Origin of the sequence: Streptomyces avidinii (assembly GCF_045161815.1) — a bacterium.
In the GTDB taxonomy this organism is placed as follows: Bacteria; Actinomycetota; Actinomycetes; order Streptomycetales; family Streptomycetaceae; genus Streptomyces; species Streptomyces avidinii.
The window spans coordinates 1,691,019-1,715,084 of record NZ_CP108863.1; the positions used below are offsets into that span (position 1 = coordinate 1,691,019).

The window sequence follows — 24,066 nt, forward strand, 5'->3', positions numbered from 1 at the left end:
GCACTGGGCGCACGACTGTCCCCACGTCAAGGAGACCCCGTGCCGCCTCGCCTGCGCGCAACGCTCCCCTGCCTGACCGCGGCCGCCCTGTTCGCCCTCGTGCTCTCCCCCGCCCCCGTGGCGGCCGAGCCCCGGGCGACCTCGGACACCCCGCTCGCGCTCACCCCTCCCATGGGCTGGAACAACTGGGCGCACTACATGTGCGACATCGACGAGGCGAAGGTGGTCGCCAACGCCGATGCGCTCGTGTCCACCGGGCTCGCCGCCAAGGGCTACGACACGGTGACCGTCGACGACTGCTGGATGACCAGGAACCGCGACGCGCAGGGCGCTCTGGTCGTCGACACGGCGAAGTTCCCGCACGGCATGGCCTGGCTCGGCGAGTACCTGCACGCCAAGGGCCTGAAGTTCGGCATCTACCAGGACGCCGGCTCGCTCACCTGCGAGAAGTACCCGGGAAGCGGCGCTCCCCAGGGCGGCGGCGAGGACCACTACGCCCAGGACGCACGGCAGTTCGCCTCCTGGAAGGTGGACTACGTCAAGATGGACGGCTGCAACCTGTGGATCCCGGCGGGCACGACCAAGGAGCAGGCCTACCGCGACGCCTACAACGCCGTGGCGAAGGCCCTGCGGGAGAGCGGCCGGGACATGGTCCTGTCGGCCTCCGCTCCCGCCTACTTCCAGCAGGGTGAGTGGGGCGGCTCCGACTGGCACAAGGTGCTCGGGTGGGTCGGCGAGACCGGCCAGCTGTGGCGCGAGGGCAAGGACATCAAGGTCTACAACCCGGCCGCCCCCGCGACCTCCCGGTGGAGCGCGGTCATGGGCAACTACGGCTACAACCGCTGGCTCGGCCGGTACGCGGGCCCCGGCAACTGGAACGACCCCGACTTCCTGATCGCGGGCGCGCCCGGGCTCACCGCCGCCGAGAGCCGCAGCCAGGTCGCCCTGTGGGCCATGATGGCCTCCCCGTTCATCCTCTCCTCCGACGTCTCGAAGCTGACCCCCGCGGGCCTCACCGCGCTCGGCAACACCCGGATGATCCGGCTGGACCAGGACCCGATGGGCCGTCAGGGCGCCGTGGTCTCCTCCAACGCCACCTTCGAGATCCTGGTGCGGCCGCTGGCGAACGGCGACCGTGCGGTGGCCGTGCTCAACCGCTCCGCCACCGCCCGGGACATCAACGTGCCGCTCGACGAGATCGGCCTGACCGACTGCACCGTCGGCGCCGACGCCGAGGACCTGTGGAGCGGAACGCGCCACGAGGTCTCCGGAGCACTGACCGGGAAGGTGGCCGGGCACGACACCGGCGTCTGGCGGCTCACCCCGCGCGGCTGCGCCGAGGCCACGCCGACCGGGCAGATCGTCGGAGACGGCGCCCGGTGCGCCGACGGTGCCAACACCACCGGCGTCGGAGCCGTGGTGATGGCCGCCTGCACCGGTGCCCCCGACCAGCGCTGGACCGTGGGCAAGGACGCGCGCCTGCGGCTGGCCGGCGAGTGCCTGTCGGTCGGCGAGGACCGCATCGTGGAGCTGGCCGACTGCTCGAACCGTCCGGCGGAGCAGCCCGGCCAGAGCTGGTCGCACCGCCGTGACGGGGCCCTCGTGGAGGAGATCAGCGGAATGTGCCTGACGGCTCCCGCGGCCGCCGCCCCGGCCGAGCGGCTGCGGCTGACCGACTGCGGCGACCACCGGGTCGACCAGGCCTGGGCCCTGCCGGTCTGACGGCCCGGTCCGACGGATGAGGAACCCGATGCCACGCAGCGGGCGCAGGCCGATCACGCCGCGCCCGCTGGCCCTCGCCGCCCTTCCCGCGGCACTGCTGGCGCTGATCTGCGCGGGGCCCGCTCCCGGGGCCACCGCCCCGGGAGCGGGGTCGCCCGCACATGCCGACGTAACGGCGGACGCGCGCCCCGCCGTACGGGCCCTCGCACCCGCGGGTGCGCCCCGGAGCCCCGGGCGGGCCCGCACCTTCGACGTCGCGCCCGCCCGGGCCGCCCTGGAGCGTCTCCTCCCGCGCCACTGGCGGCAGTTCACCCTGGTGCCCGAAACCGGCGCCGGCGCCGACACCTTCACCGTGTCCGGGACCCCCGGCGCGATCACCGTGCGCGGCAGCACCGGCGCCACCCTGCTCACCGGGGTCGGCTGGTACCTCCAGCACGTCGCCGGGGCCGACATCGGCTGGCCCGGTGACAGCCTCGGCATGCTGCCCGCCCGGCTGCCCGCGGTCCCCGCGCCGGTCACCCGCAGCGCGCAGGTGCCCCACCGGTACGCGCTGAACGACACCGACGACGGGTACTCCGGCCCGTACCGCTCCTTCGAGGAGCACCGGCGGCAGATCGACCTGCTCGCCCTGCACGGCATCAACGAGGTGTTCGTGCAGGTGGGCGCCGAGTACCCGTACTACCGGGCGCTCCAGGGGTTCGGCTACTCCGCCGCGGAGCTGCGGCAGTGGATCCCCGGCCCCGGCCACCAGAGCTGGTGGCTGCTGCAGAACCTGAGCGATTTCGGCGGCCCGGTCACCGAGCGCCTGATGCGCGAGCGCGCCGAGCTGGGCGGGCGGATCGCCGAACAGCTGCGCGGGCTCGGCATGACCCCGGTGCTGCCCGGCTACTTCGGTACCGTGCCGCCCGGGTTCGCCGCGCGCAACCCGGGGGCGGCCACGGTGGCGCAGGGCGACTGGGCGGGTTTCGACCGGCCGGACTGGCTCGACCCCGCCTCGCCCGTCTTCGGGAAGCTGGCCGCCGCGTACTACGCGGAGCAGCGCGCGGTGTTCGGGGACAGCACGATGTACCGGATGAGCCCGCTGCACGAGGGCGGTCGGACCGGCTCCGTCGACGTCGGCGCGGCCGCGGGCGCCATCCAGGGCGCGCTGCACGCCGCGCGTCCCGGAGCGCTGTGGGCGGTGCTGGGCTGGCAGGACGACCCCACCGCCGAGCTGCTGGCGGGGGTGGACACGTCGAAGCTGCTGATCCTGGACGGGCTCTCCGACCGGTACAACCGGCTGGACCGCGAGACCCGTTGGGGCGGGGCCCCGTACGCGATGGGCACCATCTACAACTTCGGCGGGCACACCACGGTCGGCGCGAACAGCTCCGTGTGGATCGAGCGGTTCGGCCCCTGGCGGGACAAGGCGAACAGCGCGCTCGCCGGGATCGCCTACCTGCCGGAGGCCACGGGCACCAACCCGGCCGCCTTCGACCTCTTCACCGACCTGGCCTGGGAGCGCGGGCCGATCGACCAGCGCACGTGGTTCGCCGGCTTCGCGGCCCGCCGCTACGGCCGGCCGGACGCCGAGGCCGCCGCGGCCTGGGAGGAGCTCCGCAAGGGGCCGTACAGCACCTCCTCGGGCCTGTGGTCGGAGTCGCAGGACAGCCTGTTCGCCGCCCGGCCGAGCCTGACCGCGGCCGGGGCGGCGTACTGGAGCCCGAAGTCCATGCGCTACCCGTCCGGTTCGGTGCGCAGGGCCCTGGACCACCTGCTGAAGGTGGATCCGGCACTGCGCGGCTCCAGCGCCTACCGCTTCGACCTGGTGGACACCGCCCGGCAGGCCCTCGCCAACCACTCGCGGGTGCTGCTGCCGAAGATCAAGGCGGCCTACGAAGCCGGGGACCTGACCCGTTTCCGCGCTTTGACGGCCGAATGGCAGCACGGGATGCGGAAGTTGGACGCGGTCACCGGATCCGACCCGGCCTTCCTCCTCGGCAGCTGGCTCTCCGGGGCCCGCTCCTGGGGCGCCGACCGGGCCGAGCAGGACCGGTACGAGTACGACGCCCGCTCGCTCCTGAGCGTGTGGGGCCGCCGCAGCACCAGCGAGGGCGGTTTCCTGCACGACTACGCGAATCGCGAATGGAGCGGCCTGATCTCGGAGTTGTACGCCCCCCGGTGGGCGCGGTACTTCGCTTCGCTGGACGAGGCGCTGGTGAGCGGGGCGGCGCCGCGGGAGATCGACTGGCACGCCTTCGAGGCGGAGTGGGCGGGGCGTACCACCCGCCATCCGCACCGGCCGAGCGGTGACCCGTACCGGCTGGCTTCCGAGATCGCGGCGGCCCTGCCGTCGGCAGCCGCCACCCGCTGATCCGCTCCGCGGGACCGACCGGTGTCCGGTCGGTCCCGCGGCGGCGCGTCAAGGCCTCCGCCGCGTCCACGCCCGTGCGGCCCCGGCAGCCGCCAGACCGAGGACGGCGATCGAGGCGGCCGAGACCAGCAGGGTCTCCCGGGCTCCGAGCCCGGCCACCAGGGGGCCGCCCAGCGCGGTACCGAGCGGCACGGCGAGCACGCGGACCGCGGAGCTCGCGGCCAGGGTCCGGGGCAGCAGGTCCCGCGGGGCCGAACGCTGGAAGAGAGCGGTGGAGAGCGCGGCGTACGGCGGCCAGAGCAGCCCGGCGGCGGCGAACCCCGCGACGGCGACGGCCGTCGGCGCTCCCAGCCCCGTCGGCAGCATGAAGAGGCCGAAGGCGACGACGATGCCGGTCGCGGCCGGCCGCATCGGCAGCCGGCCCAGGTATCCGGTCAGGACGGAGCCGAGGACGGCGCCGACACCGAACGCGGTGTAGAAGGCGGCCAGCAGACCGGCGGGGGCGCCCAGCCCGTCCGACACGTACAGCGGCAGCGCCACGTACACGGGACCGAAGAGGCAGAAGAAGGCGAAGCTCAGGGCGAGCAGGCCCAGCAGGGCCGGGGTGCGCCTGATGACGGCGAAGCCCGCGGCGCGGGAACCGCTCTCCCGGGGTGCGGGCGCGGCGTCGTGCGGCACGCCGAAGAGGAAGGTGGCGGCCAGGACGAGGAAGGTCGCCGCGTCCACGGCGATCACGGTCGCGGCGCCGCCCCACAGGATCAGGGCGCCGGCGAGCGGTGGGCCGAAGACGGTGGAGAGCGAGCCGATGCCGGACAGGACGGCGTTGCCGGCCAGGTGGTCGCGCTCCGGCAGCAGTCGGGCCAGCAGGGTGTGGACGCCGGCCTGGCCCCACGAGTGGAGGAGGGAGGAGGTGGCGAGCAGCACCACGTAGAGCTCGATGCTCAGCATGCCGAGGGCGTGGCACACGGGGATCGCGCCGAGGGCGGTGGCGCGCAGCAGGGCGTCGCAGACGACCAGCCGGGCCGGGGAACGGTGTCGCAGGAGCCGTCCGAGGAGGACCGCGCCCACGGCGCCCGAGAGCGTGTAGGCAGCGGCCGCCAGTGCGACCCACATGCCGCGTTCCGCCGCCGGTGCGATCTCGATCGCCAGCCAGCTCACGGCGACGACGGCCATGCCGTCGCCGAGGGACGAGACGGTGAACCCCGGTAACAGACGTCGCAGCGTCGAGTGGGTGATCACGGGCCGGTAGGGCGAGGTGCTGAAGGTCCGGGCGGGTTTCAGGGGCACGGTATCCGCGCTTTCGGGGAGTGACGGGGCAACATGTCGTCATCGTTGCCCCGTCCCCCACCGCCGCCTCGGTCCGTTCACTGCGGGCATGGTCCTTTCGCCCTGGGCGCAAGGCGCCGGCGCTGCCCGGCACGGTCGGGCGCGGGCGGGCCGGCACGGGCGGGCGCGGATCGGGCGCGATCCGGCCTGCGCGGCGGCACGGCGCCGCCGCGGGAGCGCCCGGGCGCGGCACACTGGCGGTGTGGAGGCAGACCCGAGCCGTTCCCCGCGGCCACGGCGCGTGATGGGCGCCGTCAGCGGGATCGTCGCGGCCGTCGCCGGGCTGGCGTGCGCGCAGCTGGCCGCGGCGGCCGGCCGGCCCGAGGCCTCGCCGGTCACGGCCGTCGGCGGGGCCGTCGTCGACCTGACGCCGGTGGCCGTCCGGGAATGGGCCATCCGGCTGTTCGGCACCTCCGACAAGCTGGTGCTGGGCCTCGGCATCCTCGCCGTCCTGGCCGCGGTCGCCGTCGGCACCGGGCTGCTCGCCGTCCGCCACCTTCCGGCCGCGATCGCCGTCACGGGCGGTTTCGGGCTGGTGGGGGCGCTGGCCGCGCTCAGCCGGCCGGAGGCCTCCTGGCGCGACGCCTTGCCCTCACTGGTGGGCGCGGCGGTCTCGGCCGGGGTGCTGTACCTGCTGATCACGGCCGGGCAGCGGTCCCGCCCGGCCGGGGCCTCGCAGGGCGGGGCCCCGGCGATGGACCGGCGCGGCTTCGGGCGGCTGGTGGTCGCCGTCCTCGCGGCGTCGGCCGCGGTCGGACTCGGAGCGCGGCGCCTCGGTGCGCACGGCTCGGCCGACGCCACCGCCTCCCGTGCCCGTTTCGTGCTCCCCCGGCCCACCGTCCCCGCGCCGCCGGTGCCCGCCGGGGCGGACCTGCGGGTACCCGGACTCGGCCCCTTCCTCACCCCGAACCAGGACTTCTACCGGGTGGACACCGCGCTGGTCGTCCCGCGCGTGGACGCGGACACCTGGCGGCTGCGCATCCACGGGGAGGGCGTGACCCGGCCCCTGACCCTCGATCTGCGGCAGCTGCTCGACCGTCCGGTGGTCGAGCACGACATCACCCTCACCTGTGTGTCCAACGAGGTCGGCGGCCCGTACGCGGGCAACGCCCGCTGGCTCGGCGTCCGCCTCGGGGACCTGCTCCGCGAGGCCGGGGTGCGGCCGCCCTCCCGGGGCGGTCCGGCCGACCAGCTGGTGGCGCGTTCGGTGGACGGCATGACCATCGGTACGCCGGTGGAGGCCGTGATGGACGGCCGGGCGGCGCTGCTGGCCGTCGGCATGAACGGGCAGCCGCTGCCCTTCGCCCACGGCTTCCCCGTGCGGATGGTGGTACCGGGCCTCTACGGGTACGTCTCCGCCTGCAAGTGGCTCACCGAGCTGCGGCTGACCACCTTCGCCGCCTACGACGCCTACTGGGTGCGCCGGTCCTGGGCGCAGCAGGCCCAGGTCAAGACGCAGGCCCGCATCGACACTCCCCGTGCGTACGCCGACCTGTCACCGGGCCGGGTGGCGGTCGCCGGGGTGGCGTGGGCCCAGCACCGGGGGATCGAACGGGTCGAGGTACGGGTGGACGGCGCCGCCTGGCAGGAGGCGCGGCTCGGCACCTCCGACGGCGTCGACACCTGGCGCCAGTGGGTGTGGCTGTGGGAGGCCACCCCCGGGCCGCACACCCTGGAGGTCCGCGCGACGGACGGCACGGGCGCCGTGCAGACGGGCGCCCGCACCGGAACCGTCCCGGACGGGGCGACGGGGTGGCACGCGGTGGACGTACGGGTCCGGACGCTAGGAAGTGGCCTGCCGGCCGGGGCGGACCGGCAGTGACCGGACGTTGTTGCTGATGAAGCTGCGCTGGTACGGGAGGTCGGCCTCCGGTACCGCGAGGTCGAGGTCGGGGAAGCGGGTGAAGAGCCGCTCCAGGGCGATCGTGGCCTCCAGCCGGGCGAGCGGGGCCCCGGTGCAGTAGTGGGCGCCGTGGCCGAGGGAGAGGCTGCGGGCGGCGGAGGGGCGGGTGATGTCGAAGCGGTCGGCGTCCGGACCGTGGAAGGCCTCGTCGCGGCCCGCCGCGCTGTAGCCGGCGAGTACCGGGGTGCCCTGCGGGATCAGCGTCCCGTCGACGGTCAGGTCGCGGGTGGGGTAGCGGAAGGGGAACCAGCTGACGGGGGTGTCCCAGCGCAGGGTCTCGTCCACCACGTCCGACCAGGTGGCCTTGGCGTCCAGGACCAGGGCGAGCTGGTCGCGGTGGGCGCACAGGGCCCGGACGGCGTTGACGACGAGGTTGAGGGTGGTCTCGTGGCCCGCGACGAGCATCAGCCGCATGGTGCCGATGAGTTCGGCCTGGGTGAGCCGGTCCCCGTCGTCCTCGCGGGCGGCTATCAGGGCGCTGGTGAGGTCCTCGCCGGGGTTCTCGGCGCGGGCGGCCGCGATCGTGCCGGTCAGGGCCATGAGTTCCTGGAGGGCGGCCATCTTCTCGGCCGGGGTGATGTCGGTCGCGATGACCACCGTGTTGGTCAGGTCGTGCAGCCGGCCCCGGTGCTCGGGGTCCACGCCGAGCAGCTCGCAGATGACGTTCATCGGGAGCGGGAGGGCGAAGTGCGCGTACAGGTCGGCGACCGAGTCGGGGGACGCGGCGGCAGCCCGGCCGAGGTCGTCGAGGAGCTCGGCGGTGAGCTCCTCGATGCGCGGCCGCAACCGCTCCACCTGGCGGATCGTGAAGGCCTTGCCGACCAGCGCCCGCAGCCGGCGGTGGTCGGCGCCGTCGGCGGTGTGCATGCCCACGGCGTTGGCGAAGACGCGCAGCGGCCAGTCGGCCGGGATGGTGCCGTCGTGCAGGGCCGGGAAGTGCCGGGCGCCCTTGGCCACGTCGGGGTGGGCGAGGAACTCCCGCAGCGCGTCGTGCCCCAGGACGACCGCCCCGGGCACCCCGCCGGGGAGCACGACCTCGGCCACCGGGCCGTGCTCGGCGCGCAGCCTGGCGTTGAGGGCGTGCGGGCAGCCACCGGCGGGGTCGATCACGTGCGGCGTACCCGAGCCCTGCGGGACGGGTGAGATGGGGGACGACAAGCCGGTTCTCCTGACCTGAGGACGACGAAACTCGGTCAACAGTGCGGCCTCGGGGGTGGGTTGGACAAGTCCGTCCCCGTCCCTCCTCAGAACCAGTTGAGGGTCAGGGTGAAGGTGGTACCGGCGGTGGCTCCGGTGGCATCGCCCGCGGTGGCGGTGACCTGGAACGCGCCGCTGCCCCAGGGCTTGCCGCCGATCCGTCCGGAGGCAGGGTCGAGGGTGAGGCCCCGGGGCAGGCCGGTGGCGGCGTACCGGACGGGGGGCTTGCCGCCGGTGGTGGTGAGCTGGACGGTGCAGGACTGGTTGAACCTGCACGTCTGCGGACCGGGGTCGGTGAACTTCAGGCCACCGGGGGTGGGAGTGGGGGTCGGGGTGGGCGTGGGGGTGGGCGTCGGCGTGGCGTCGCAGCCCGGAGTGGCCTCCCGCGGCAGCGGGACCCGCCAGATCTGCGGGTCGTTCTCCGATCCGACGAGCAGGTTCGCGCAGTCGGCGTACGTCACCGTCTCCCCCTGCGACTGGGCCGGGAGGGCGACGTCCGCGAGCTTGGCCCCGGAAGTGTCGTAGACGGAGGCGGTGTTGGCGCCCAGCGGCCCGCCGCTGCGCAGGGTGTACGAGGCGCCCGACGGCGAGAACGCTCCGTCGGTGGCGAACACCGGGCCGGACCGGACCGCGGTGAGGGTGTTGACCTGCCCGGTCACCGGCGGCAGCGGGGCCTGGTACAGCCGGCCGGCGGCTCCGGCGATCTTGCTGGCGACGTAGAGCCGGCCGGACACGGGGTCGGCGAGCAGGGACTCGGCGTCATGCCTGCCGTCGGCGTAGGAGAAGCGGTAGGTCACGGGGGTGACGGTGGCACTGGTGAGCCGGTCGGGCTCGGCGAACCGGTGCACGGTGATCTCCGCGCGCCCGCCGAAGTTGTCCCCGATGTCGCCGACCAGGACCACCGGGCCGCCGGCCTCGTCCTTGCCGAGCGCCAGGCCTTCCCAGTCGGTGTTGCCCACGCCGGAGACGGTGAGGGTGGCCAGGAGCCGGCCCGTGGCGCCGTTGCAGTCGACGGCGAAGACCTGGTTGGTGTTGCCGCTGTCGTTGACGGCGTAGAGGACCCCGGGGTGTTTGCGGCTCATGGCGAGGCCGCTGAGCTCGGCGAGGCCGCCGGGCAGGGTGCACTTCTTCTCCGGCGCCGCCAGGGCCCCGGCGGCGGCCGACGGGCCGGCGGAGGCACTGAAGGCAGCGGTGGCGGTGGCCGTCCAGGCGACTGCGGGCAGGATCGTCGCGAGGGCCGCGGTCGCGAGGGCGGCGGCGCGTGGGGGTGTCAGGAGACGGGACATGCCCACAATGTGATGGCACATCAGTTGACGTGCCAGGTGCAATCCCCGCCCGTTCGAGCATCGTTCAATGCCGCGCGGGCATGTCCGGTCAGCGCACCGGCTCCCGGACCGGCGCCTTGTGCCCGGCCTGCGCGATGAACGCACGGGCCGCCCGGCTGAGCGGCCGCCGGGCGTGGGCTATGCCCACCGGGCGCAGCAGCGGCGGAGTGAAGGAGCGGATCTCGGCCCGGCTCCCGAAGGCTCTCGACACCACGTCCCGGTACCAGATGAGGGAGCCGCGGCCGTCCGTCACCCCCGTCACCCAGGCAAGGCGTTCGTCGACCTCCAGGGTGGGGACGGGCCGCACCCCGAGGCAGCTGAACATGGCCTCCATCTCGGTGCGCCGGCCGGTCCCCGGGGTGGGCAGCACCATCGGCAGCCCGTCGAGCATGCGCAGGGGCATCGGATGGGGCAGTCGCGAGCCGGGGGGCGAGATGAGCACCACCTCGCGTTCCTGGATGAAGTGGGTGGAGAGCTCCTTGTCCACGGGCAGGTCGACCAGGGCCAGCTCCGAACGTCCCTGGTTCACCTCCTCGGCCAGCGCCTCCCTGCTGCCGTGCTGCTGGAGCCGGACGTCGACGGTCGGATGCCTCGCCGTGAAGGCCGCGATCAGGTCGGTGGCCAGGTCGAGGGCGAGGGTGGGTGTGGTGGCGAGGGTCAGAACGGCCCGGGTGTCCCCGCCGTGCGGAGTCCCGATGTCGTCGATGGCCTCCACCGCGTTGAGCACGGTACGGGCCAGTCGGACGACCCGGGCCCCCTCCGGCGTGAGGTCCACCCCCCTTCCCCGGCGGGCCAGGAGTTCGACGCCGAGATCGCGCTCCATGGCCTGAACCGCCCTGGACAGCGCGGACTGGGCGACGAAGACGGAGGCCGCGGCCCCGGTGATGGACCGGCAGTCGGCGACGGCGACGAGGTAGCGGAGCTGGGCGAGGGTGGGGGTCATGACCGGACGGTAACCGCGTGGGGCTGTACCTGTAAGGGCCCGACGGGTGAACAAGTGACCGGGTCCCGGGTGGCGGGCATGCCCGGTCGGCGAGTGGGCATGCCCGTGCGGCATGCCCACGAGGGCGCGGTACGCCGGCCCCCGCGGCGGGGTCGGCCCGGCCCGGGGGGAAACCGCGCAGGCCACCGCCCCGGCCGGGGGGTGTCGTGGGCCCGCCCGGGTGGGATTCCGGGTGGCACGTGTACGCCGCTGGTGCGAAGCACCGTATTCCGCATGGCTGTTGACAGTGCACGGCGGCCACCGCACGATGCAACGCGGCATTGCGGGTGTTTGACCACGGTTCAAGCCCGCCGTACCCGCGGTGGGTGCCCCGGCCGGTGCGCGTGACCACCGCACTCCCCCATCCTCCGCCCTGCCCCGCACCGCCGTTGCACGGCTCGTCGGCTCGTCGGTTCGCCTGATCACCTGCTCGTCCGCCCTTCCGCCCTGCACTCCGCCATGTCACACAGCATTGGAAGAGGAGCGCCCGTGACCCCCCACCCGCAGCCCGCCGTCACCCGTGACCTGGTCGTCGCGGTCAGCCCCTTCGAGGAGCCCCACCCGGCCGTCGTGACCGCCGCCGAGCGCGCCGGGGCCCTCGGACTGCTCGACCTCGGCCGGGACCCCGGCGCCGCCCGGCGCGCCTTCGCGGAGCTGGGCCGAAGGCTCGGCAGCAGTGCCCGGTACGGCGTGCGGGTGCCCGCCGGCTGCCCGCTCGGCCCCGCGGAACTCCCCGCCGCGGTGGACACCGTGCTGCTCGCCCACCCCGACGCGCACACCCCCGAACGGGTGGCCGCCTGGGCCTCGGCGGCGGGGCGGCCCCGGGTGTGGGCCGAGGTCACCAGTGCGGCCGAGGCCGGGACCGCCGTGGCCGCCGACGCCCAGGCGCTCGTCGCCAAGGGCCACGAGGCGGGCGGCCGGGTGGGCTCGGCCACCACCTTCGTCCTGCTCCAGCAGCTCCTCGGCGACCCCGGGATCCGCGTACCCGTACGGGCCTGCGGCGGGATCGGGCCGCACACGGCGGCCGCGGCCGTCGCGGGCGGCGCCGCCGGGGTCCTGCTCGACGTACAACTGGCCCTGACCGCGGAGGGCGAGGCCGGGCTGCCGGAGGAAGTGGCGGCCGCGCTGCGGGCGATGGACGGCTCCGAGACCCGGCTGGCCGACGGGCACCGGGTGTTCGCCCGGCCCGATCTGACCCCGCCCGAAGGGCCCGTGCACACCCTGCTCGGCGCCCGGGACCTGCGGACGCAGCTGCTGCCCGTCGGGCAGGACGGGGCCTCGGCGGCCCGGCTGGCCGCGCGGTACCGGACCGCCGGAGGCGTCCTGCAGGCCGTACGGGCCGCCGTCGCCGGGCACCTGGAGGCTGCCGTACGGGCCCGGCCCCTCGGGCGGCCGCTCACCGTCGCGCAGGGCCCGATGACGCGGGTGAGCGACCAGGCGGCCTTCGCCGCCGCGGTGGCCGCCGCGGGCGGCGTCCCGTACCTCGCGCTCGCGGTGATGGAGGGCCCGGACGTACGCCGGCTGCTGGCGGAGACGGCGGAGCGGCTCGGGGACCTCCCCTGGGGCGTGGGCCTGCTCGGCTTCGCCCCGCCCGAGCTGCGCCAGGCGCAACTGGCGGCCGTGACCGAGGCCCGTCCGCCCTGCGCGATCATCGCCGGCGGCACCCCGGCGCAGGCGGCCCCGCTGGAGGCATCCGGCATCCGGACCCACCTGCACGTGCCCTCCCCCGGACTGCTGGAGCGCTACCTCGCCGAGGGGGCGCGGCGGTTCGTCTTCGAGGGCCTGGAGTGCGGCGGACACGTCGGGCCGCGCGCCTCCTTCCCGCTGTGGGAGGAGCAGATCGAGCGGCTGCTGACCTGCTCCGAACCGGAGTCCCTGGACGTGCTGTTCGCGGGCGGGATCCACGACGAACGGTCCGCGGCGATGGCGGTGGCGGCCGCGGCCCCACTGGCCGCCCGGGGCGCCCGGATCGGGGTGCTGATGGGCACCGCCTACCTGTTCACCGAGGAGGCCGTGGCGGCGGGCGCGATCCGGCCGGGCTTCCAGCGGGCGGCGGTGGAGTGCGCGGACACCGTCCTGCTGCGCACCGCGCCCGGCCATGCCACCCGGTGCGCGGCCACCCCGTACGCCGAGACGTTCGAGGCGACCCGGCGGCGGCTCGCGGAGAGCGGAATCGAGCCGCGCACGATGTGGGAGGAGCTGGAGCGGCTGAATCTGGGGCGGCTGCGGATCGCCAGCAAGGGCCTGCGCAGAAGCCCCGACGGGAGCGTGCTGGAGCCCGTGGCCGAGGAACAGCAGCAGTCCGACGGGCTGTTCATGCTGGGCCAGGCCGCCGCCCTGCGTACCGCAACCACCACGATCGCCGCGCTGCACGCACAGGTCACCGACGGGGCCACCGCACTGCTGGAGCGCCGCGCCCGCGAACTCGCCGGCACCGGACCGTCCGCGGAGCGGGCGCCGCAGGCTGCCGACCCGCTCGACATCGCGATCGTCGGGATGGCCTGCGCCTACCCGGGCGCCCCGGACCTCGCCGCCTACTGGGCCATGGTCCTCGCCGGGACGGACGCCGTCACGGAGGTGCCGGCCGAGCGCTGGGACCCGGCGCTCTACTACGACGCCGACCCGGCCCGGGCCGGCGAGCGCACCCCGTCCCGCTGGGGCGGCTTCCTCGGCCCGGTGCCCTTCGACGCCCTCGCGCACGGCATCCCGCCCGCCTCGCTCGCCGGGATCGAACCGGTGCAACTGCTCGCCCTGGAGATCTCCGCCCGCGCCCTCGGGGACGCGGGCTACGGCAAGGACCGCGCCTTCGACCGCTCCCGGACCTCGGTGGTCTTCGGCGCCGAGGCCGGTACGGAACTCGCGGGCGCGTACGGGCTGCGCGCCCTGCATCCCGCCTACCTGGGCGACCTCCCGGCCGAGCTGGACGAGCAACTGCCCCGGCTCACCGAGGACTCCTTCCCCGGGATCCTCGCCAACGTCATCGCCGGGCGGGTCGCCAACCGCCTCGACCTCGGTGGCGCGAACTGCACGGTCGACGCCGCCTGCGCCTCCTCGCTCGCCGCACTGGACCTCGCCTGCCGCCAACTGCGCGACCACGACAGCGACATGGTGCTGTGCGGTGGCGCCGATGTACACAACGGGATCAACGACTACCTGATGTTCGCCTCCGTCCGGGCCCTGTCACCGGGCGGCCGCTGCCGGCCCTTCGACGCCGCCGCCGACGGGATCGCGCTCGGTGAGGGCGTGGGCGCGCTCGTCCTGAAGCGGCTCGCCGACGCGGAGCGCGACGGGGACCGGGTGTACGCCGTGATCAAGGCGGTGGGCGCCGCCAGCGACGGCCGGTCCCTCGGCCTGACCGCGCCCCGGCCGGAGGGCCAGCGGCGGGCACTGGAGCGGGCCTATGCGCGGGCCGGCATCACGGCCGACGAGGTGGGCCTGATCGAGGCGCACGGCACCGGCACCGTCGTCGGGGACAGCACCGAACTCTCCGTCCTGAACGAGCTGTTCACCGCGTCCGGGGCAGAGCCCGGAGCCTGCGCGCTGGGCTCCGTGAAGTCTCAGCTCGGGCACACCAAGTGCGCGGCCGGCCTGGCCGGGCTGATCAAGGCCGCCCGGGCGGTCCACACGGGTGTGCGGCCGCCGACCCTGCACATCGACACGCCCAACCCGGCCTGGCGGTCGGAGAGCAGCCCGTTCTCCTTCGACCGCGAGGCCCGGCCCTGGGCGGTCCCCGCGGAGCGGCGGATCGCCGGGGTGAGCGCCTTCGGCTTCGGCGGTACCAACTACCACGCGGTGCTGGCCGGTTACGGCGGCTCGGCGGAGCCCCGGCACGGGCTGGAGCAATGGCCGGCGGAGCTGTTCTGCTTCCGCGGTGAGGACCGGCGGGCGGCGGGCCGGGCGATGGCCCGGCTGGCGGCACGGCTGGAGGAGAACGACGCGGCCGGACGCCCCTGGGCATTGCGGGACCTCGCCGCGGAGACCGCCGCCACCGGTACCGGCGCGGTGACGGTGGCGGTGGTGGCGGCCGATCACGACGAACTGGCGGCCCGGCTGGAGCGGGCCCGCACCTTCACCCCGGGCGCGGGGGTCCACGTACGGGAGGAAGCGGCAGAGCCGGGCCGGGTGGCGTTCCTCTTCCCCGGGCAGGGCAGCCAACGCCCGGGCATGCTCGTCGACCTCTTCACGGCGTTCCCCACCCTGCGCACCCTGCTGGACTCGGCCCCGCACCGGGTGGTGTCCGCGATGTTCCCGCCGGCGGCGTTCACCGCCGGGGGACGGACGGCGCAGCGGGCGGCGGTCACCGACACCCGGGTGGCGCAGTCGGCCCTCGGCCTCGCCGGGGCGGCGGCGCACCTGCTGCTCGGCGAGCTCGGCGTACGGCCTGACTCCGTGGCCGGGCACTCGTACGGGGAGCTCACCGCGCTGTGGGCGGCGGGGGCCTACGACACCGAGAGCCTGCTGCGGCTGAGCGCCCGCCGGGCCGAGGCGATCGTGACGGCCGCAGGCGCCGATCCGGGGTCGATGGCCGCGGTGGCGGCCGCCCCGGAGGAGGTGCGGGAGATCGCGGCCCGCTCCGGCTGCGTGGTGGCGAACCACAACGCCCCCCGGCAGTGCGTGATCTCGGGCCCGACACAGGCCGTGTCCACGGCGGTGACGGCCCTGCGCGAGGCAGGGCTCACGGCCGAACCCCTCCCCGTGGCCTGCGCCTTCCACAGCGAGGTGGTGGCAGGGGCGGCGGCATCCCTCGGTGCCGAACTGGCGACGACCCGGATGGCAACGCCCCACACCCCGGTGTGGTCGAACACGACAGCCGACCGGTATCCGGCCGCGGCGGACGAGGTCCGAAGCCTTGTGGCGCGCCAGGTCGCGGAGCCGGTCCGGTTCGTCGAGCAGGTGGAGGCCATGCACGCGGCCGGTGTCCGGACGTTCGTGGAGACGGGTCCCGGCCGGGTCCTGTCCGGCCTGGTCGGCCGGATCCTGCACGGCCGACCCCACACGGTGGTCCCGCTGGACGTGCCGGGCGAGCACGGCCTGGTCAGGCTGGTCACGGCGGTGGCCGAACTGATGGCTGCGGGCGTGCCGGTGGCGCCGCAGGCCCTCTTCCGCGGCCGGACCTCCCGCCTCCCGGACCACGCCCCGCGGCGCCCGGGCTGGCTGGTGGACGGCCACCTGGTCCGCACCGCGGACGGCGCACCCGTCCCGGGGGGCCTGCGCCCGCCGCAGCGGGTACGGGCGGCCGACTCCACGCCGACCACGAACGGACGGGAGGAGGCGGTGCTGGAATACCTGCGCAGCACGCGGGAACTGGTCGAGGCCCAGCGGGACGTGCTGCTCGGCTACCTGGGCGCCGTACCGGCGGGTCCCCTGGGCCGGGCCGCCGGATCGGGCCGCGGTTCCGACGGGGCCGGGAGTGTGTCGGGGCGATCCCCGCAGGGCGCCGAACGCACTGCCGCCGCACTCTCCGGCCCCGCGCCACGTTCGGCGTCCGAGGAGACGCCCCGGCGCGCGCCCGGCTCCGGCGGAACCGCCCCCACCGGCCCAGCCCCCGCGCCACCGGGCCCCCGCACCGCCGAGGAGGTCATGGACCTCGTCCTGGAGATCGTCCACACCCGCACCGGTTACCCCCGCGACATGCTCGACCCCGAGCTGGACCTGGAGGCGGACCTCTCCATCGACTCCATCAAGCGGGTGGAGATCATCGGCGCCCTCGCCGACCGGATCGGCCTCCCCCAGGACCCGGGCGGCACCACCGAGTCCGCCGTCGAGGAACTCTCCCGGGTCAAGACCCTGCGCGGCATCGTCGACTGGGTCACCTCCCGCGCACCCGCCGCACCCGCGGCGCTCGCCGCGCCTGCCACACCCGGCACACCCGGCACACCCGGCACACCCGGCACACCCGGCACACCCGGCAACGGAACCGCACCCACCACCCCCGTCCCCGATCCACGACCAGTGGCACCCCCGGTGAGCCGACTCCGGGTGGACCTCGTGCCCGTACCGCCGGCCGACGCCGCCCCCGAGACCCTGCGCGGCCTGCGGATCGGCCTCGTCGAGGACGGCCAGGGCATCGCCCCCGCCCTCGCGGCAGCCCTGGAGTCCCTCGGCGCCGAGCCGGCGTTCCTCCCCGCCGCCGAGCCCGGCTTCGACGGCCTCGTCGACCTCTCCGCACTGCGGACCACCGCCGGCCCCGTACTGCCCGAAGCCTTCCCGGGGCTGCGGCAGGCCCTGATGACCGGAACCCCACGGCTGCTGCTCGTCACCGGGCCCGGCACCTCCGGCGCCGGACTGCACGGCTTCGCCCGCAGCGCGGCCCTCGAATTCCCCGATGCGCTGGTCCGGGCCGTGGGCATCCACCCCAAGGAGGACCCGGAGCGCATCGCGGCACAACTGGTCGCGGAACTGAGCGACGGCGGCGGCAGCAGCGGCAGCGGCAGCATCCGAACCGCCAGCCACGACAACGGACCCACCGCCTCCGTCGGCTACACGGCAGAGGGCACCCGCGTCTCCCGCCTCCCCGTACCCGCCCCCCTGCCGAGCACCGGCACCCCTGACGGCCCCGCGCTCCTGGACCGGAACGCGGTGGTACTGCTCACGGGCGGCGCCCGCGGCATCACCGCCCGCACCGCGCTCGCCCTGGCCCGCGCCACCGGATGCCACGTGGAACTGATCGGGCGCACGCCCGAACCGGTCGCCGGCGCGGACGAGTTCGGCCAGGCCCAGGACCGGGTCGCGCTGCGCGCCGCACTGATCGCCGCCGGGCTGCGTACGCCCGCGGAGATCGAGGCCGCGGCCTCGCGGATCCTCGCCGAGCGCGAGGTACGGGCCACCCTCGCCGCGCTCGCCGCGGCGGCCGCCTCCGTCCGCTACCACTGCGCGGACGTCACCGACGAGCGGGCCGTACGGGCCGTCGTGGCCGACGTACGCGAGCGCCACGGCCGCCTCGACGGCATCGTGCACGGCGCCGGGGTGCTGCGGGACGGGCTGCTGCGGGACAAGCAACCGGTCGACTTCAGCACGGTGTTCACCACCAAGGTCGCCGGAGCCCGGCACCTGGCCGCCGCGGCGGCCGGGCACGGGTCCTGGCCCGCGCCCCGGTTCCTGGCGCTGTTCGGCAGCGTCGCCGGGGTGTACGGCAACCGGGGGCAGTGCGACTACGCCGCGGCCAACGACGCCCTCGACGGCCTCGCGCACGCCTGGGCCGAGTCCTTCCCGGGCCGGGTGCTGGCCGTCGACTGGGGCCCCTGGGCGGCCGAGGCGGGCGGGATGGTCACCCCCGAGCTGGAGCGTGCGTATGCCCGGCGCGGGATCCCGCTCATCGCGCCGGACGCGGGGACCGCCGCGTTCCTCGACGAACTGACGCACGGGAGTGACGTCCAGGTGGTCCTGATGGCGGAGGGGGGCCGGGGCGATGTCTGACGCACGGCGGAGCGGCCCCCGACCGACCGATGCCGCGATCGTCGGGATGGGCGCGGTGTTCCCGGGGGCCGCCGATCTGGCCGCGTACCGGCGCAACCTCCTCGCCGGTACGGACTCCATCGGCGAGGTCCCGCCGGGGCGTTGGGATCCGGAGGTGTACTACGACCCGCGGGGCGCGACCGGACCGGTGGCGGGCGACCGGTTCTACTGCCGGCGCGGTGGCTTCGTCGACGGTCTCGCCACCTTCGACCCGACACGGTTCGGGATCATGCCGGCCGCCGCGGAGGGGGCCGAGCCGGACCAGATGCTGGCCCTGCACGCGACGGCCGAGGCCATCGCCGACGCGGGCGGCGAGGCCCGGCTGCCCGCCGACCGGTCGCGGATCGGGGTGGTGCTGGGGCGCGGCGGGTTCATGGGGGTGGCGACCGCGCGGCTCGACCAACGGGTGCGTACCGCACACCAGTTGGCGCAGACACTGCGGGAGCTGGCGCCGGAGCTGGGCGAGCGGCGGATCGCGGAGGTGCGCTCCGCGTTCCAGGAGGCGCTGGGTCCGGAGCGGCCGGACGCGTCGATCGGGCTGGTGCCCAGCTTCACGGCGGCCCGGACCGCGAACCGGCTGGACTTCCGCGGCCCGGCCTACACCCTGGACGCTGCCTGTGCCTCCTCCCTGCTCGCGGTGGACCAGGCGGTGGGACTGCTGGCCGCCGGGCGCTGCGACGCGGTCGTCGCGGGCGCGGTCCACCACTGCCACATCGCGACGTTGTGGAGCGTGTTCACGCAGCTGCGGGCGCTCAGCCCGAGCGAGCGGATCCGGCCCTTCGACCGCAGGGCGGACGGGACCCTGCTGTCCGAGGGCACCGGGGTGGTGCTGCTGAAGCGGCTGGCGGACGCGCAGCGCGACGGGGACCGCGTGTACGCGGTGATCCGCGGTACGGGCGTGGCCGGCGACGGCCGCGCGGCAAGCCTGATGAGCCCGCTGGTGGCGGGCCAGGTGCAGGCTCTGGAGCGGGCCTGGCGGGAGGCCGGACTGGATCCGCGGGCTCCGGGGGCGCTCGGTCTGCTGGAGGCGCACGGCACGGGCACCCCGGTGGGGGACGCGGCCGAACTGGACACTCTGGCCCAGGTGTTCGGTCCGCCCGGGCCGGGGGGCGGAGGCGGGATCGGCTTCGGCTCGGTGAAGTCGATGCTCGGGCACACCATGCAGGCCTCGGGCATGGCCGGGCTGATCAAGGCGGCGCTCGCGGTGTACGAGGGCGTGCTGCCGCCGACGTTGCATCTCGAGGAGCCGCACCCGGATCTGGCCCGGACCCGGATGCGGCCGGTGAGCGCGGCACAGCCGTGGGAGCGCGGGCCGCAGCCGCGCCGGGCCGGGGTCAACGCCTTCGGCTTCGGCGGGATCAACGCTCATGTGGTGCTGGAGGAGGCACCGACGGCTCCGCACCCGGCCCGCACCACTACCCCCGTCCCGGTCCCCACCCCGGTCGCCACTGCGGCGCCCGCTCCGGTCCCCACCCCGGCTCCCGCTCCGGTCCCCGGCGGCGGCCGGGTGGCTCCGGTGCGTCGTTTCCTGCCGCTGGGGGACGCGGCCGCGCCGGTGGGCCCCGCCGCGGGTGGCGACGTACTCCTGATCGGTGCGGACACTCCGGCGCAGCTCGCGACGCGGCTGGCGGCCGCCGCCCCGGTGTCCGGGGGCGACGGGCCCTGCCGGGTCGCGGTGGTCGGGCCGACACCCCAGCGGCTCGCGCTGGCCGCGAAGGCGGTGGCGCGCGGCCGGCCGTGGCGGGGCCGCGGGGACGTGTGGTTCACCCCGGAGCCGCTGGGCGGCCGGGTGGCGTTCCTGTTCCCGGGCCTGGAGCCGGAGTTCGCGCCCGTGGTGGACGACGTGGCCGACCGGCTCGCGCTGACGGCGCCCCGGCTCACCCGCGGCACATCGCTCGTGGAGCGGGCCCTCGACGCGATCGCGACGGGCCGCTTCTTCGCCCGCGCGCTGCCCGAACTGGGCATCGGGGCGGATGTGCTGGCCGGCCACAGCCTGGGCGAGTGGGCGGCGATGGTGGCCGCGGGAATGTACCCGCAGGAGGCGGCCGACACCTTCCTCCGTTCTCTGCAGCCGGGCGACCTCCGGGTCCCGGACCTCGTGTACGCGGCGCTGGGTTGTGGCGCGCCGCGGGCCCGGGCCGCGCTGCACGGTCTGGAGCGGGTGGTGGTCAGTCACGACAACTGCCCGCACCAGTCGGTGATCTGCGGCGATCCGGAGCAGGTGGCCGTCGTCGTGGCACGGTTGCGTGCCGACGGGGTGCTCGGTCAGGAGCTGCCGTTCCGCTCGGGCTTCCACACCCCGATGTGGGAGCCGTACCTCGGGCAGGTCCGCGCCGCTTTCGACCGGCTGCCGCTGCGGCCCGGCTCCGTCCCGGTGTGGTCGGCCACCACGTGTGCGCCGTTCCCGCCCGCGCCCGGGGACGTACGGGACCTGGTCGTCCGGCACCTGCTGGAGCCGGTCCGCTTCCGCGAGCTGACGCTGCGGCTGTACGAGGACGAGGGCGTGCGCAGCTTCGTCACGCTGGGCCCCGGCAGCCTGCCGGGCTTCGTCGAGGACAGCCTGCGCGAGCGTCCCCACCTGTCGGTGTCGACCTCCTCCCCGCGCCTGCCGGGCCTGGCGGCCCTCGGCCGCACCTGCGCCGCGCTCTGGGCCGAGGGGTACGCGCCGCGGTGGGACCTGCTGGCCGGGGCGGGGGCGGAGGAGCAGGCCGGGGCCGAAGCGGTGCCGGCGCAGGAGCCGGCGCCGGCGCCCGCACCGCGCCCGGCGCCCTCCCCCGGGCGTGGCATGCGGCTGGACCTCGGGTCCCCGCTGGTCCGGCTCGGCGGGCCGGCCCGGGCGGCCCTCGCCGGCCTGCTGGCGCCGGCCCCGACCCCGGACCCGACGCCGACGCCGACGCCGACGCCGACGGCACCGGGCGGCCCCCGGCCGGTGCTGCTGTCCGCCCTGGACGCGGTGCTGGCCGATACCGACTCCGCCGCCAGGGCCGTCGCCGAGGCCTGGTCGGCGGGGATCCCGCGACCCCCGCAGGCGCCAGGGGCGACCGCCCCCGCAGCCCCGGCACCGGCCCCGGCGGACCGCGCCCTGCGGCTGTCCCTGGCCGCACTCCCCTATGTACGGGACCACTGCGTGTACCTCCAGCCCGACGGCTGGCCTGAGGACTCCGACCGGTTCCCCGTCGTGCCCATGACCACCATGCTGGAGCTGGCCGCCGATGCCGCCCGGCGGCAGGCCCCGCCCGGCCTCGCCGTCATCGGCTACGAGGACGTACGGGCCCTGCGGTGGCTCGCCGTCGAGCCGGCCGTCGACGTCGACGTCACCGTCCGAGGTGACGGCCCCGGCCGACTGCGGGTCGGGCTCGGGGAGTACGCCTCGGTGGTCGTACTGCTCGGCGAGCGGTACGGGACGCCGCCCGCGCCCGACGACACCCCCCTGCGCGAGCCCGGTCCGGCCCCGGTCAGTGCGGCGGCCCTCTACCGGGACCGGTGGATGTTCCACGGCCCGCGCTTCGCCGGGGTGCACGAGGTGCGGTCGGTCGGCGCGGACGGCATCCACGGGGTCCTGCGGGCCCTGCCCGACCCGGGCGCGCTGCTCGACGCCGCCGGGCAGCTCTTCGGGCACTGGATGCAGCTGCGTCTCCCGGTCGACCGGCTGGTGTTCCCGGCCACCGTGGAACGCATCCGCTTCTACGGGCCCCCGCCCGCCGCGCGGGAGCTGGTGACCGCGACGGCCCGGATCCGCGCGGTGCAGGACGTGACCGTGCGCGGGGACATCGAGTTGCGCGGGGCGGGCGGCGGGGTGTGGGCCCGGATCGAGGGGTGGACGTACCGCCGGTTCGGCGCCGACGAGCGGGTCTGGCCGATGAAGTTCACCCCGGAGGTGTGCGGCATCGGCGAACCGCGGCCCGAGGGCTGGTGCCTGGCCCGGCGCCGCTGGAACGATCCCGCCTCGCAGGAGCTGGTGATGCGCCGCTACCTCGGCGCCCCCGAACGGTCGGCCTACGAGCGGCTCGCGCCGCGCGCCCGGGCGCCGTGGCTGCTGGGCCGGATCGCGGCCAAGGACGCCCTGCGGCAGCTGCTGTGGGACGGCGGGGCCGGGCCGGTGTTTCCCGTGGAGGTGCCGATCGGCAACGATCCGGCCGGGCGGCCGCTGGCCGAGTCCCCGTCGACGCGCGGTTTCCGGCTGTCGATCGCGCACAAGGAGCGGATCGCGGTGGCCCTCGCCCACCCGACCCTGCCGGTCGGGATCGATGCGGAGCGGGTGACCGCCGATCCGGACGCGCTGATCCGGATCGCCCTCGGTCCGGCCGAACTGCGCCTCGCCGAACGGCTGGCCGCCCACGGGGGCACCGGCCTGCCCGCCGCGCTCACCGCCCTGTGGTGCGCCAAGGAGGCCGCGGCCAAGGCGGCCGGGGGCGGGCTCGGCGGGCGGCCTCGGGACTGGAGGGTGACCGGGGACGCGATTTCCGGCGCCCTGCTGGTGACCTCCCCCGAGGGGGACCCGTACCCGGTCCGCACCGCCCCGCTCACCGACAGCACGTTCACCGACAGCACGCTCGCCGCCGATACGGCGCCCGACCACGTCGTCGCCTGGACCGCTCACCTCGCGGCGCCCGCCCCCCGCCCCGTCCCCTTCCCCCTCACGGAGGCCCGTCATGGCAACTGACATCCTCGCCGAGATCACCGGCATGCTCGTGGAGATCGTCGGCGACGAGTACCTGCTCGCGGAGGAGGTCACGATGAAGACGACATTCAACGAGGACCTCGCCCTGGAGAGCATCGAGTTCGTCGCCCTCGCCGAACTGCTGCACCACCGCTACGGCGCCGAGGTCGACCTGATGGGTTTCCTGGCCGAGAAGGACATGGACGCCATCCTGGCCATGTCGGTGGGCGAACTCGTCACCCACATCGGCCGCATCACCCACACCTCCCTGGCGCGGGCGGCTGCGGGGACCTCCGCCGCCTCGGCCGGCTGAGCCCGCCGTGGCCTTCGTCCGCGCGGGCTCCCTGCGCTTCCACGTCCAGCGGCTCCCGGCCACCGCCGGCGCCGACGCCCCCGACCGGCCCGTCGTGGTGTTCCTGCACGGGCTGGTCGTCGACAACCTCTCCTCCTTCTACTGCCCCCTGGCCGTACCGGTGGCCCGGTCCGGCCACGAGGCCGTCCTCTACGACCTGCGCGGCCACGGCCGCACCGAGCGCCCCGGGTCCGGCTACGACAGCCGCAGCGCCGTACGGGACCTCTTCGCCCTGCTCGGCGCGCTGGACCTCGGGCAGCGCCCGGTCCACCTGGTCGGCAACAGCTACGGCGGGACCCTCGCCCTGCACGCGGCACTGGCCCGGCCCGACCTCGTCACCGGGCTCACCCTCCTGGAACCGCCGCTCAGTGGGGCCTGGGTGGAGAACATGGTGGACACCCTGTCGGCCGCCGCGCTCAGTCTGGAGGACAGCACGGTCCCCACCGAGCTGCTCACCCTGCGGCTGCGCAAGGCCGCCAACCTCACGGCCATCGCCGACGCCCTGCTCAACCGCACCACGCTCATCGACGACATCGCGGCGAGCCGCACCTTCACCGCCGCGGACTACGCCCGGCTGCGCTGCCCGGTCCTGATCGTCTGCGGGGAGCACTCCGAACTGCTGCCGGGTGGGCGCGCGTTGGCGCAGCACGCGCCGCGCGGTGCGCTGCGGATCCTGCCGGGCCTCGGGCACGACGTCCTGAAGGAGAGCAGCGGGGTCCTGCGGGAGGGCGTGCTCGCCCACCTGGACGCCACGGCCGCGCGGGCGCGGGTGGGAGCTCTGGTCCCGTGAA

Annotated in this window: 11 protein-coding genes; 7 read left to right on the top strand and 4 right to left on the bottom strand. The window is 75.6% G+C overall.

Going from position 1 to position 24,066, the window contains the following annotated elements:
* Positions 1-39 precede the first annotated feature (39 nt).
* Positions 40-1,722 (top strand): ricin-type beta-trefoil lectin domain protein, encoded by a 1,683-nt coding sequence (locus OG373_RS07590; protein ID WP_405436908.1) that lies wholly within the window; start codon positions 40-42, stop codon positions 1,720-1,722.
* Positions 1,723-1,750: 28 nt separating this feature from the next.
* On the top strand, positions 1,751-4,075 hold the full coding sequence (locus tag OG373_RS07595; protein WP_405436910.1) for an alpha-N-acetylglucosaminidase: 2,325 nt from the start codon (positions 1,751-1,753) through the stop codon (positions 4,073-4,075).
* 48 nt (positions 4,076-4,123) lie between these two features.
* Here OG373_RS07595 and OG373_RS07600 read toward each other — a convergent pair whose 3' ends face one another.
* Positions 4,124-5,362 (bottom strand): MFS transporter, encoded by a 1,239-nt coding sequence (locus tag OG373_RS07600; protein ID WP_405436912.1) that lies wholly within the window; start codon positions 5,360-5,362, stop codon positions 4,124-4,126.
* Between the two features lie 283 nt (positions 5,363-5,645).
* Between OG373_RS07600 and OG373_RS07605 the strand changes: the two genes are divergently transcribed.
* Positions 5,646-7,223, top strand: coding sequence for a molybdopterin-dependent oxidoreductase (locus tag OG373_RS07605; RefSeq protein ID WP_405443976.1), 1,578 nt, complete (start codon positions 5,646-5,648; stop codon positions 7,221-7,223).
* Here the strand turns inward: OG373_RS07605 and OG373_RS07610 are convergent.
* The 3 genes from OG373_RS07610 to OG373_RS07620 form a co-directional block, all read right to left on the bottom strand.
* Positions 7,185-8,462, bottom strand: a complete 1,278-nt coding sequence (locus tag OG373_RS07610; RefSeq protein ID WP_405436914.1) for a cytochrome P450 — start codon at positions 8,460-8,462, stop codon at positions 7,185-7,187. The two genes, OG373_RS07605 and OG373_RS07610, sit on opposite strands and share 39 nt — an antisense overlap.
* Positions 8,463-8,548: 86 nt before the next feature.
* Positions 8,549-9,787 carry a putative Ig domain-containing protein gene (locus OG373_RS07615; RefSeq protein ID WP_405436916.1) on the bottom strand — a complete coding sequence of 413 codons (1,239 nt, stop codon included), beginning with the start codon at positions 9,785-9,787 and terminating at the stop codon, positions 8,549-8,551.
* An 88-nt stretch (positions 9,788-9,875) separates the two neighbouring features.
* On the bottom strand, positions 9,876-10,769 hold the full coding sequence (locus OG373_RS07620) for a LysR family transcriptional regulator (RefSeq protein ID WP_189968431.1): 894 nt from the start codon (positions 10,767-10,769) through the stop codon (positions 9,876-9,878).
* Between the two features lie 528 nt (positions 10,770-11,297).
* On the opposite strand from OG373_RS07620, the gene OG373_RS07625 reads away from it, so the two are divergent.
* From OG373_RS07625 to OG373_RS07640, 4 genes are read left to right on the top strand one after another with little or no spacing between them, the layout of a single operon-like run.
* Positions 11,298-18,224, top strand: a complete 6,927-nt coding sequence (locus OG373_RS07625; protein WP_405436918.1) for an SDR family NAD(P)-dependent oxidoreductase — start codon at positions 11,298-11,300, stop codon at positions 18,222-18,224.
* Complete coding sequence (locus OG373_RS07630) at positions 18,217-22,926, top strand: beta-ketoacyl synthase N-terminal-like domain-containing protein (protein ID WP_405436920.1); 4,710 nt, start codon at positions 18,217-18,219, stop codon at positions 22,924-22,926. The genes OG373_RS07625 and OG373_RS07630 overlap by 8 nt, the downstream gene beginning before the upstream one ends.
* Entirely contained in the window at positions 22,916-23,236 is a 321-nt protein-coding gene (locus OG373_RS07635; protein WP_397729524.1) for an acyl carrier protein, read from the top strand. The genes OG373_RS07630 and OG373_RS07635 overlap by 11 nt, the downstream gene beginning before the upstream one ends.
* 7 nt (positions 23,237-23,243) lie before the next feature.
* Entirely contained in the window at positions 23,244-24,065 is an 822-nt protein-coding gene (locus OG373_RS07640) for an alpha/beta fold hydrolase (protein WP_405436922.1), read from the top strand.
* Position 24,066: the final 1 nt, after the last annotated feature.